Consider the following 11874-nt stretch of genomic DNA (forward strand, 5'->3'; position numbering starts at 1 on the left):
GTTCGCGCAGCCGGTGCTCCAGCGTGGCAAAGTTATATTCGATGTGCGTGAACGTCTCGGCCGAGGCGTAGAAGGTCACTTCGGTGCCGCGCTTGCCATTGGCGTCGCCGACGACTTTCAAAGGTGCCACCGCGTCGCCGTGGGCGAATTCGATGTAGTGCTCCTTGTCGTTGCGCCACACCCGCAGCATCAGCTTGCTCGACAGCGCGTTGACGACCGAGACGCCGACGCCGTGCAGACCACCCGACACCTTGTAGGAGTTCTGGTCGAATTTTCCGCCGGCGTGCAGTTGGGTCATGATGACCTCGGCTGCCGACACGCCTTCGCCCTTGTGAATGTCGACCGGGATGCCGCGGCCATCGTCGCGCACCGTCACCGAGCCGTCGGCGTTGAGGATCACCTCGACGCGGCTGGCATGGCCGGCCAACGCTTCGTCGATCGCGTTGTCGACGACTTCGTACACCATGTGGTGCAGGCCGGAGCCGTCGTCGGTGTCGCCGATATACATGCCTGGCCGCTTGCGAACGGCATCGAGGCCCTTCAGCACCCGGATCGATTCCGCGCCATATTCGGCCGGCGCGGGATGCACGGATTCGGCAGAGGGCTGCCGGGCAGGTTCAGTCATGCAGGGACCTTCAGGATTGCGATCGAATCGGCGTGCGCCATTCGTTGCGAAGCGCTCTTTTGTGCCATGAAAGGTGGGTCGTCACCAGCGCAAAGTCGCGCCGTTCAACCCGTTGAAGAGATAGAGATTTTAGCCGCGTTCGCAAGCCTCGCGAAGGCCGATTCGGCGGCCGCTGCAAACCGCGGCCAAGCTGCCGATTTTGCGCGTCTCAGCGCCTCATCCGCGCGGCCTGATTCGCCCGTTTTCGACATCGAAAATGCCTGCTGCCGGACCGATCTCGGCAAACGCCAAAGGATCGGCGCCAGTCATCCAAACCTGCGCGCCGAGCTTGCCGAGTTCGGTGAACAGCGCTGCGCGGCGGCCGGGGTCGAGATGCGCCACAACTTCATCGAGCAGCAGCAGCGGCGTGATCGAAGTGGTTTCGGCGACGAGCTGCGCGTGCGCCAGCACCAGGCCGATCAGCAGGGCCTTCTGCTCGCCGGTCGAGGCGTCGCGCGCCGGCATCGCCTTGGGCGCGTAGATCACTTCGAGATCGGTGAGGTGCGGGCCGTCGAGCGTTCGGCCGGCCGCGGCGTCGCGGCCGCGGCTGTCGCGCAGGATGGCGCGGTAGCGGTCTTCCACCGCGGTCGCCGGCTCTGAGGTCAGCGCGTTCTCCATCCAGCCGTCGAGCATGATCTTGGCGGACGGAAATGCCGAGGTGGCGCCGCGGGCGTCGAGCATCGCGGCGAGCTTGAGCGCGGTCTGGCCGCGCTGGGCTGCCACCGCGATCGCAAGCTCCGCAGTTTCGCGCTCGATGGCGTCGAGCCAGTGCGAGTCGGCGTTGCGGATGTCTTCGAGAAGCCGGTTGCGCGACCGCAGGCTGCGATCGAGCGCCGAAACCCGGGCCGAATGGCCGCTGTCGATCGCAAGCACCAGGCGATCGAAGAATCGCCGGCGTTCCGAGGCCGCGCCCATGAACAGCCCGTCCATCGACGGCGTCAGCCACACCATGCGCAGATGATCGCCGAACGCCGCCGCGGAGCCGACCGGTTCGCGGTCGATGCGGCAGCGCCGTGTCGTGGTGGTGTCGCCGCGCGGCGGCTCGATCCCGGTGCCGAGCGTCGCCAGCCCGAGCGCACCTTCGACCTCGGCCGACACCGCCCACGAGCCGTCGCCCTCATGATCGGCGACGTCTTCCAGCGTCGCGCGCCGCAAGCCGCGGCCCGGCGACAGAAACGAGATCGCCTCCAAACAGTTGGTCTTGCCCGCGCCGTTCGGCCCGACGAGCACCACCTGCTCGGCCGTCGTGGTCAGCGACGCCCCGCGATAGTTCCGAAAATGCGTCAGCGTCAGGCGTGTGATGCGGGCGGCGGTCATGATGAGGGTGTCATTGCCGGGCTCGACCCGGCAATCCAGCGTCCGCGCCAGCGGACAAAATTATCGTCGAGATCCTGCGACGTCTCGCTGGCCGCAACGCTTGGGTCACGCGAAGAAGATGGATTGCCGGGTCAAGCCCGGCAATGACGAATTCGGCTCCAACCGTGCGATGACGATGGTGCTATGGAAGCGGCTCGTATTACACCCGCATAGGCATCAGGACGTACAACGCATTCTTGGAGTCGCGGTCCTGGATCAGGGTCGGCGAGCCGGGGTCGGCGAGCTTCAGAACGGCGACTTCGCCTTCGATCTGCGCGGCGATGTCGAGCAGATAGCGCGAGTTGAAGCCGATATCGAGCGGATCGGATGCGTACTCGACTTCGAGTTCTTCGGTCGCGCTGCCGGAATCCGGATTGGTCACCGACAGCACCAGCTTGCCGGCGGACAGCGCTAGCTTCACGGCGCGGCCGCGTTCAGACGAGATCGTCGAGACGCGGTCGACCGCGGCTTCGAAGTCCTTCTTGTCGACCAGCAGTTCCTTGTCGTTGTTCTGCGGGATCACCCGGCCGTAGTCCGGGAAGGTGCCGTCGATCAGCTTGGAGGTCAGCACGACGTTGCCGAGCGTGAAGCGGATCTTGCCGGTCGACAGTTCGATGCCGATCTCGGCTTCGGTATCTTCGATCAGCCGCTGCACTTCGCCCACGGTCTTGCGCGGTACGATCACGCCCGGCATGCCGTCGGCGCCGCTCGGCAGCGTCAGGTCGAGCTGCGCCAGCCGGTGGCCGTCGGTCGCAACCGCACGCAAGCTCGAAGCCTTGGGGCTACCGGCGGTGTGCAGATAGATACCGTTGAGATAGTAGCGGGTCTCTTCGGTCGAGATCGCGAACTGAGTGCGATCGATCAGCCGCTTGACGTCGGAGGCCGGCAGCCGGAAGGCGTGGCTCATCTCGCCGGCGGCGAGATCCGGGAAGTCGCTCTCCGGCAGCGTCTGCAGCGTGAACCGCGAGCGGCCGGCGCGGATCGCCAGCACCGAGCGGTCGCCGTCGCTCTCGAGCACGATCTGCGAGCCGTCCGGCAGCTTGCGGACGATGTCGTAAAACATGTGCGCCGGCACGGTCGTCGAACCCGCGGTCGCGGTTTCGGCCGGCAGCGTCTCGGTGACCTCGAGGTCGAGGTCGGTCGCCTTCAGCGCGAGCTGCGCGTTTTCGGCGCGCACCAGCACGTTGCCGAGGCTCGGGATGGTGTTGCGGCGCTCGACCCCGCGATGCACGTGGCTCACCGACTTCAACAGCAAAACCCGCCTGCTCCGCGCCCACATCGTGTGATGAAGCTGCCGGATATGATGGAGGTGCCCGGCAGCCGTTGCGGCGCCAAGGCCATTGGCACCCGCTGAGGTCGCCCGGACCCCGCGGGGGGTCCGCAGGGTGGCGTGGTTGAGCGATCGACGCAAGAGCACGCGACCGCCGCCGGCGCAAATTTCCCCGAGATTCGGCCCGAGAATGAAGGCCGGCTGCAGCGAGCGCGAGCGCCTTACTCCTGAAGCTGGCGCTTCAGGGATTCGACCTCGTCCGACAGCGTGGTGTCCTTCGACACCAGCCCTTCGATCTTGCGCACGGCATGCAGCACCGTGGTGTGGTCGCGCCCGCCAAAGCGGCGGCCGATCTCCGGCAGCGAGCGCAGCGTCAGCGTCTTGGCCAGATACATCGCGACCTGACGCGGCCGCACCACATTGGCGGTCCGGCGCGACGACAACAGATCGGAGCGGCTGACATTGTACTGCCGCGCCACGATGCGCTGAATGTCTTCGATCTTGATGCGCTTCGGCTCGGACGGGCGGATCAGGTCGCGCACTTCGTGCTCGGCCATCTCCAGCGTCACCGGCTGATTGTTCAGTTTGGAGTGCGCGAGCAGGCGATTGATCGCGCCTTCGAGATCGCGGCCGTTATGCGTGATGGTGCGCGCGAGATACTCGAGCACCGGCTGCGGCACGTCGAAGCTGACGTGATGGGTGCGGGCCGCGACCACGCGCGAGCGCAGGATGCCGAGGCGCAGATCTTCGCCCAGCGGCGCCATTTCGACCACGAGGCCACCGGCGAGCCGTGAGCGCACGCGCTCGTCGAGGCTTTCCAGATCGGCCGGCGGCCGGTCGGCGGCCACCACCACCTGGCGGCCGGCGTCGATCAGCGCGTTCAGCGTGTGGCAGAACTCGGCCTGAGTGGTCTTGCCCTGCAGGAACTGAAGATCGTCGATCACCAGCACGTCGATGCCGCGCAGCGCTTCCTTGAAGGCGAGCGAGGTCTGCGTCTTCAGTGCCGCGACGAAGCCGTACATGAACTTCTCGGCGGTGAGATACAGCACCTTGCGTTCGGTGCCGGCATTGCCGGCCCAGGTCACGGCCTGCAGCAGATGGGTTTTGCCGAGACCGACGCCGGAGTGAATGTAGAGCGGATTGAACATCACCGGGTCGCCGCGGCGGCCTTCGGCCACCTGCTTGGCGGCGGCGTGCGCCAGCGTATTGGAGCGGCCGACCACGAAGCTCGCAAAGGTCAGGCGCGGATCGAGCGGCGAGCCGCCGAGCGCATCGTGATTGGCCGAGACCGGCGTCGCGCCGTTGCTGCGTTCAGCCGACGGGCGCTGCTCATCGCGGCGGCTCTCCACCGGCGCCGGCGCTTCCTTGGCGGGCGCTGCACAGCGCACCGGCGAACGTACGGTGAGATCGACGCGATTGACCTCCGGCAGTTCGGCCTGCCAGCACGACAGCACCTTGTCGGAGTAGTGCGTCTGAATCCAGCTCTTCAGGAACCGGGTCGGCACCGACAGGTGCACGCTCTCGTCCTGGACGCTTTCGAGGTCCATCCGCGCGAACCAGCTCGAATAAACGTCCTCGCCGACGCTCGAGCGCAAACGGCCCTTCACGCGTGACCAGCGATCCTGTTCCATGTTCGACATTTCAGCAGCTTTTCAATTCCAGAGTTACGGGCCATCGCAGCGGCGAGCCATGACGGCTCACGCCATCGCCGCGACCAGCGAGTTGAGTTCGGACATGGCTCCGCCGCTTCGGCTGAAGCAGCCGGCGTCAGATCAGGGCCGAAGAGAGATGGAAAAAGGTCAGCTCAGCGGAGGACTCGACGGATAAACCGGAGTGTGAGCACGGCAATGACTATTGAAAAACGCATGGCCCGCGAAGGCGGAAAATTCAACCGGATGATCGGCAGGTTCGAATGATACGTCGACTTCGGTGCTCATGAAACCTCCCCCTCTCGCCGCGCTTGCGCGCGGCCAGACGTCGCCAAAACAAAACCGCGTCGATGCTCTCACCAAGACTGCGTCTGCATTCCGATGGATCGCCGGTGCCGTCGTTCGTTAGAAACCTTCGAACGAAGGCTTCCGCTTGAATTCAGACACGGCTTCGCCGGCCCCATATTGCTATGAGTTGCAGGTCGACCGTCATTTGGAAAAGCCACCAACATGCACACCGCCGCCGATTTGCATGTCCGCCCTTGGTTCTCAAACCGCGCTGATCTGAAGAGCCGTGGGCGTCGCGGGTGGACTATGAAAACCACGACGGCCCCTCCGCTGCAATGGATATGATTCCGAGGGGAGGGTGAAGATTTCGCCTCGACCGGTAGCAGAACAGGCAACTAATCACTTCGGGATCGGCAAGATTTTGAATCTGTGCATAGATTCGATGTGCGCTGCGAGCGTGACATTTTGGCCGCGTGCCTAAAAGAATTTCATGAATCCTTTACCTTTGACGCTCGGGCGGGGGCGTTTTCCAAATGGTCGTCCGCGCTTTGCCGATAAGTGGTTCGCTCGCCGCGGATTTTTGTGAGCGCTCGGACAGGGTAACCCTTGTCACAAACGACCGCGTAGTTGCACGAGGAAGCGCGCGTCGAAAGTCAAGCGAGTCCGACAAAAATCGGAGTTCCTGCTGTGCCGCAGCGTTTTCTTGAGCCGCGCGTCAAGCAGGGTTGACGCTTGATGGTGTGTTGTTCCGGAACGAGGCAGGTGACGGCGAAGACGCGCGTCATTCGATTCAAATTATGAGCGAGCGCGTACCGTAATCGAGCGAGCAACTACACGACCGGGCGCGGCGAGTATGACTATGCTGGCGCAAGCTGTCGCCGAAAAAGAAAATGCCCGGCAGAGCCGGGCATCGAAACCATCCAAGATGATGGTGAGAATTACTTCGCCAGCTTGGCGATGCTGTGGGTCAGGCGCGACACCTTCCGGCTCGCGGCGTTCCGGTGGATGATGTTGCGCTGCGCAGCGCGCATCAGCTCGGGCTCGGCGCGAGCCATCGCCTTCAGCGCCGCTTCGCGGTCGCCGCTCGCGATCGCCTCTTCGACGGTCCGGACCGACCCACGCATCTGAGTCCGACGCGACTTGTTCACCGCGGTGCGCCGGGCGATCTTGCGGGTCGCTTTCTTGGCGGAAGACGTATTAGCCATGATCTCTCAAATCCTGCAGCGGCCTCTGCTCGAGCGGCCGGGGCTGATTGGCGGAGCCGCAATCGCGACGCGCCGTGTGTTCCGGATGTTGCTGAAGATGCTCCCGGAGCCGACACGGCCGCAATTCACGGCGCCGCCCAAAGAACAGCGGCGGCAGGATCGCCCCTACCGCCATCGGCCGCGTTATACTGGCAGTGCCTTCCAGCGTCAACGGGGACGCGCGGTTCTAGGGCGCGGGGCGGTTCCGGCCCAGGGCCTGAGGCACTCCAGATGTGCTCCAAGTTGCTGGCGAGGTTGAATTCTGCCGTTCCGCCCGGTAAGCCCGGCCTGGGGCACAGGCGAATTTCTGATCGGGGTGGTTGAGATGATCCGCGGCTTCTTTCGGCTGATCGGCCTGCTGTTCCTGACCGGGGGGTTCATCTTCCTGGTCTATGACGGCGCGCGGTCGGTCGCCGACAATTCGGTGCAGTGGACCAAGCTCGGCGACTTCTGGAACGACATCCACCAGGCCAGCCAGCAGTCGTTTCGCGACTGGGTCGAGCAGACCGCGCCGTGGCTTTGGACCCACGTGGCCAAGTTCGTGCTGACGCAGCCGACCTTCGCGGTGCTGGGCGTGATCGGGCTGGCGCTGATGCTACTGTTCCGCCCGCGCAAGCCGCTGATCGGCTACGCCCGCGACTGACGGGCGGAGCGCGGCGTAACAATCTCGCCGCCGCTGCGAAGACACCTATATCCTGAAATTGAGTTGAGAGCCGATTGCATCAGCGCCACGCTGAGGCTCGGCTGTCGCCATCATGCGGGCGCGGACGCGCGGCACCCGCCGCCATCGGCCGCGCCGGGAGGGTCTTCGATGTTCTTCATGCGCAAATCGACCGCGATGCCGAGTGCCGACGAGGCGTTGCCGGGCCGGCCGACGCCGATCCCGACGGCACGGACGCATTTCGTGAACGGCAACCGGCTGCAGCCGCCGTTCCCGGAAGGCCTGCAGCAGGCGGTGTTCGGGCTCGGCTGCTTCTGGGGCGCCGAGCGCAAGTTCTGGCAGCTCGGCGACGGCGTTTACAGCACCGCGGTGGGCTATGCCGGTGGCTTCACGCCCAATCCGACCTACGAGGAAGTCTGCTCGGGCCGCACCGGTCACACTGAAGTGGTGCTGGTGGTGTTCGATCCGGCCAAGATCTCCTACGAGGCGCTGCTCAAGACCTTCTGGGAAAGCCACGACCCGACCCAGGGGATGCGGCAGGGCAACGACGTCGGCTCGCAGTATCGCTCGGCGATCTACACGTTCGGCGACGACCAGAAGCAGGCGGCGGAAGCCTCACGCACGACCTATGGCGCGGCGCTGAAGGCCAAGGGCTATGGGCCGATCACCACCGAGATCGCGCCGTCCGGCCCCTTCTATTATGCCGAGGACTACCACCAGCAGTATCTCGCCAAGAATCCCGGCGGCTATTGCGGGCTCGGCGGCACCGGTGTGTCTTGCCCGGTCGGAGTCGGCGTCACCGCCTGACGATCGCGTTCGTCCGCCGCCTCGGCGGCGGACGGGCCTCGCGCGAGTACGGGGGCGCAAGCCAAACCCAAACCGTTTGTTAACCCTAACGGGGCATAAACGAAGCTGTCTCGTGGCAAGGGATAGCTCCAGTGCGTGTCGTAGGCGCGTTTCAAGTATCGATGATCATCGTGGCGACCGCGCTCGCGCTGGGCGGCTGCATGCGGCGGCCTGGGCCGGTCGCGATAAACACCCTCGACACCATGGCCTATGGCGGCGGCGTTCCGCCGATGGCGGCTGCCTATGCGGCGCCGAGCGGGGCGGAGCCGGCGTACCGGCTCGACGCCGGCGATAGGCTGCGCGTCGTCGTGTATGGCCAGGAAGGGCTCACCAACACCTACGCGATCGATGCCGCCGGCTCGATCACCATGCCGCTGATCGGCGCGGTGCCGGCACGCGGTCGCACGCCCGCCGGTCTCGCGGCCGAAATCACCGCGCGGCTACGCCGCGGCTTCATTCGCGAGCCGTCGGTCGCGGTCGAAGTGGAATCGTATCGGCCGTTCTTCATCCTCGGCGAGGTCACCGCGCCCGGCCAATACCCATACGTACCGCATATGAGCGTCGAGAGCGCGGTTGCGATTGCCGGCGGCTTCACCCCGCGCGCCCAGCGCGACCGGGTCACGGTGACGCATCCGGAAGGCGGCGGCATGGTGCGCGAGGTGGTGCCGCTCGGCACGCCGCTGAGCCCCGGTGACACCGTCTATGTCGGCGAACGCTGGTTCTGAGCCGGCGAGTGCGCTGTCCGATCCTGCCTTACTTCAGGTGCGCGGCGAAGAACGCCAGGCTGCGTTGCCACGCCAGGTCTGAGCTCGGCTTGTCGTAGCTGGCGCGTTCGTCGCAACCGAAGCCGTGCTGCGCGCCCGGATAGACCAGGATCTCGACTTCCGGCCGCTTGGTCCGGATCGCGTCGACGTCGCTGAGCGGAATCCCGGAATCCTCTTCGCCGAAATGCAATTGCGTCGGCACCAATGGCTTGTCGTCGGCGAAACGCACGATAGCGCCGCCGTAGTAGCCGACCGCGGCCTTCAGCCCGTGCAGCTTGGTGGCCGCCGCATAGGCGACGCTGCCGCCGAGGCAAAAGCCGATGATGCCGACCGGTCCGACACTGTTAACGGCGTCGATCGCCGCCTGAGTGTCGCGCAGCATCGCCGGCCAGTCCGGATTGCCGACGAACTTGCGCGCCACCGCGATCTCGTCCGGCGAATAGCCGCTCTGGAAATTGCGCTCGCTGCGATCGAAGATCGACGGCGCGAGAGCGACGTAGCCTTCCGCGGCGAGGCGGTCGCAGACGTTGCGGATGTGATGATTGACGCCGAAGATCTCCTGGATCACCACGATCGCGGCTTTCGGCGTGCCGGCGGGATCGGCCCGATAACCGCCGAGTTCGAAACCGTCAGCAGCCTTCAGCGTGATGTCGTGCCCCACGGGTGATCCTTTGCGCTTGTTGATGATGAGGTCGGTGCGACGAAGCTGGCGGCGGTTAGCGCCACATCCAGTTGCGGCCCCAGTCGCCCTTCCATCCTGCCAGCCGGCCGTGACGGAATTGCAGATACAGCCGGTCGCGGCGGTCGAAGAAGCCGCTGCCGCCCTGGGTGCGGATCACCAGAAAGATTTCGTCGCCGGGCTTGCCGCTGACGTAGTTGAGCGGCATCCCGAGCGCTGTGGCCGCCTGGTCGGCATCCATGCCGAACACCAGCGGCGTTGTGTTGGACAGCGTCGCAACGAATGGCGGCGGGACGGTCACCGCGGGCTGTTGCGAGAACGACGGCGCGGCCGATAGCAGCAGCGCGCCCGCCAGAGTTGCAGCCCCACAGAGCCGAGGTGCGATCGCTAGATTTGTCGCAGTCATCTGTCCCTGTTCCGCCCCATTCATCACGGCACTCTGTCACAGCAATCATAACGCTGCGGCTGGTCAGAGCGAGACCTCGCATAATCACGGTTTTGACATTGTATCAAATGTGAATCGCGAAGGTCACGGCTCGTTAACAACGCCCATTAATCTCAGGGAACCAGTTTCTCGTTAGTGTAAGGACATTACCTGCCAACGGTAGCAATCCCGGTGACCTTCATGAATGCATTAGCCCGACAGCCCGCCTCCAACCCTGCGCCGCGCCGGCGTTTGTTGCTGGCGTCCGATCGCCGTGACGGCAGCGTCGACATCGCGGGCATTCTGGCGAGCGTGGCGGAGGTCGAGACCGTGCCGACGGCGCACCTGCCGGACGCGCCGGCGCGCGATCTGTCGGGCATCGTGGTCGATATCAATCTGCGCTCGGCCGACAGCGTGCAACTGGTTCGGCGCAAGCTGCTCGGCGGGGCCTATCAGCCGATGCCGCGGCTGTTCGTGCTCGCCGACGAGCTGCATCACGGTTCGATGCAGGCGTGGGCGCTTGGCGCCACCGACACCATCGCCCGTCCGTTCGATCCGCGCGATCTGTTGCAGCGGGTCCGGTCGGCATTTCCTGATCCTTCCGAAGATACCGCGACCGCCCGCGCCGAAGCGCTGAGCGACGGCGTCACCGCCGCCCACAAGGTGCTGGTGAAGATCTTCGAGCGGCTGCACGGCAAGCCGCTGACGTTCCAGGACGTGATGCAGGCGGAAGGCCCGATCCTCAAGGCGATCAAGCGCTCGTCGCTCCGGGAATGGCTTGCCACCGTCGGCCGTCATCACGACGAGAGCTATCGGCTGTGCCTGTTCGCGACCGGCTTCGCGGTGGCGTTCGCGCAATACCTCGGCATGCGCGAAGAGGATCAGCGCCGGCTGACCCGCGCGGCGCTGCTGTACGACGTCGGCAAGGCCTATGTTGACGTTTCGGCGCTCGACAATCTCGACAATCTGAAGGGCGAGGCGCTGCGCAAATATCGCGAGCATCCGCGGCTCGGCTACGAGGCGCTGGTCGCCGAAGGCAGCTTCCCGCGCGAGACGCTCGACGTCGTGCTGCACCATCACGAACTGCTCGACGGCTCGGGCTATCCGGATGGGCTGCACGGCGATCAGATCGCCGACATCGTTCGTATCACCACGATCGTCGATATCTTCGCGTCGCTGGTCGCGCCGCGCAAGAACCACAAGCCGATGTCGCCGCTGCAGGCCTTCATCACGATGGAGAATATGGGCGGCAAGATCGACCAGCGCCTGCTGCAGGCATTCCGCCCGGTGGCGATGGGCGGCTGATCGGGCCCTGTCATCTCCGGGACGCGCGAAGCGGGCCCGAATTGCTTCGTCCTGAACCTCGAGATTCCGGGTTCGCGCCTCGCGGCACGCCCCGGAATGACGCGCGGGGATGATTACTCCGCCAGCATCTTGCGGAGTTCGGCTTTCGCCACCTTCTCCAGCGTCGAGCGCGGCATGTCGTCGACCAGCCGCACTTCACGCGGCCGCTTGAAGTCGGCAAGCGCGGCCGCGCAGGCGGCGGTGATGCGATCTGCAAAATCCGGCGGAGCCGCGGCGACGCCGCCTTGCGGGATTACGAATACCACCGGCACTTCGTCCAGCATCGGGTGTTTCTTGGCCACCACCGCGGCTTCGCGCACGCCCGGCACGGTGATCACCACCTGCTCGATTTCGGACGCCGCGACATTCTCGCCGCCGACCTTCAGCATGTCCTTGGCACGGTCGCCGAACCGAATTGCGCCGTGCTCAAGTCGAGTCACGCGGTCGCCGGTGATGAAGTAACCGAACTCATCGAAGCTGTCGCGCGTCGCCGTCTCGTTGTGCAGATACTCCTTGAACAGCGACAGGCCCGGCACGCCCTTGATCAGCAGATTGCCGGTGTCGCCGACGCGTGTCGGGGCGCCGTCATCGCCGACGATGCGGATTGCGTATTCGGGCGCAGCGCGGCCGATCGACATCGGCGTGTTGGGCTGATCGGCTTCGGCGATGATGCCGTGGGTGATGG

Annotated in this window: 12 protein-coding genes; 4 read left to right on the forward strand and 8 right to left on the reverse strand. The window is 65.3% G+C overall.

Going from position 1 to position 11874, the window contains the following annotated elements; all coding sequences use genetic code 11:
- The 5 genes from DYI24_RS11795 to rpsT form a co-directional block, all read right to left on the reverse strand.
- On the reverse strand, positions 1-625 hold a 625-nt coding region (locus DYI24_RS11795; RefSeq protein WP_246701232.1), incomplete at its 3' end, for an ATP-binding protein.
- A gap of 216 nt (positions 626-841) precedes the next feature.
- Positions 842-1981, reverse strand: coding sequence for a DNA replication/repair protein RecF (gene recF / locus DYI24_RS11800; protein WP_164572417.1), 1140 nt, complete (start codon positions 1979-1981; stop codon positions 842-844).
- 199 nt (positions 1982-2180) lie between these two features.
- On the reverse strand, positions 2181-3299 hold the full coding sequence (dnaN, locus tag DYI24_RS11805) for a DNA polymerase III subunit beta (RefSeq protein WP_164572418.1): 1119 nt from the start codon (positions 3297-3299) through the stop codon (positions 2181-2183).
- 212 nt (positions 3300-3511) lie between these two features.
- Entirely contained in the window at positions 3512-4930 is a 1419-nt protein-coding gene (dnaA, locus tag DYI24_RS11810; RefSeq protein WP_107342279.1) for a chromosomal replication initiator protein DnaA, read from the reverse strand.
- A 1235-nt stretch (positions 4931-6165) separates the two neighbouring features.
- Complete coding sequence (rpsT, locus tag DYI24_RS11815) at positions 6166-6432, reverse strand: 30S ribosomal protein S20 (RefSeq protein WP_107346358.1); 267 nt, start codon at positions 6430-6432, stop codon at positions 6166-6168.
- A gap of 364 nt (positions 6433-6796) precedes the next feature.
- On the opposite strand from rpsT, the gene DYI24_RS11820 reads away from it, so the two are divergent.
- The 3 genes from DYI24_RS11820 to DYI24_RS11830 all read left to right on the forward strand — a co-directional run bounded on the left by DYI24_RS11820 (position 6797) and on the right by DYI24_RS11830 (position 8703).
- Positions 6797-7114, forward strand: a complete 318-nt coding sequence (locus tag DYI24_RS11820; protein WP_107357337.1) for a hypothetical protein — start codon at positions 6797-6799, stop codon at positions 7112-7114.
- A 168-nt stretch (positions 7115-7282) separates the two neighbouring features.
- Positions 7283-7939 (forward strand): peptide-methionine (S)-S-oxide reductase MsrA, encoded by a 657-nt coding sequence (msrA, locus tag DYI24_RS11825; RefSeq protein ID WP_164572419.1) that lies wholly within the window; start codon positions 7283-7285, stop codon positions 7937-7939.
- 131 nt (positions 7940-8070) lie between these two features.
- A complete protein-coding gene (locus DYI24_RS11830) occupies positions 8071-8703 on the forward strand; it encodes a polysaccharide biosynthesis/export family protein (protein WP_164572420.1) in 633 nt (210 codons plus the stop codon).
- Positions 8704-8731: 28 nt separating this feature from the next.
- Here DYI24_RS11830 and DYI24_RS11835 read toward each other — a convergent pair whose 3' ends face one another.
- Positions 8732-9403, reverse strand: coding sequence for a dienelactone hydrolase family protein (locus DYI24_RS11835; protein ID WP_164572421.1), 672 nt, complete (start codon positions 9401-9403; stop codon positions 8732-8734).
- Positions 9404-9458: 55 nt separating this feature from the next.
- Positions 9459-9827, reverse strand: coding sequence for a hypothetical protein (locus tag DYI24_RS11840; protein ID WP_164572422.1), 369 nt, complete (start codon positions 9825-9827; stop codon positions 9459-9461).
- A 219-nt stretch (positions 9828-10046) separates the two neighbouring features.
- Between DYI24_RS11840 and DYI24_RS11845 the strand changes: the two genes are divergently transcribed.
- Entirely contained in the window at positions 10047-11150 is a 1104-nt protein-coding gene (locus DYI24_RS11845) for an HD domain-containing protein (protein ID WP_107346352.1), read from the forward strand.
- Between the two features lie 113 nt (positions 11151-11263).
- Here DYI24_RS11845 and DYI24_RS11850 read toward each other — a convergent pair.
- A partial coding sequence (locus tag DYI24_RS11850; protein WP_164572423.1) for an AMP-binding enzyme occupies positions 11264-11874 on the reverse strand: 611 nt, incomplete at its 5' end.

The organism is Rhodopseudomonas sp. BR0C11 (assembly GCF_010820945.1).
In the GTDB taxonomy this organism is placed as follows: Bacteria; Pseudomonadota; Alphaproteobacteria; order Rhizobiales; family Xanthobacteraceae; genus Rhodopseudomonas; species Rhodopseudomonas palustris_H.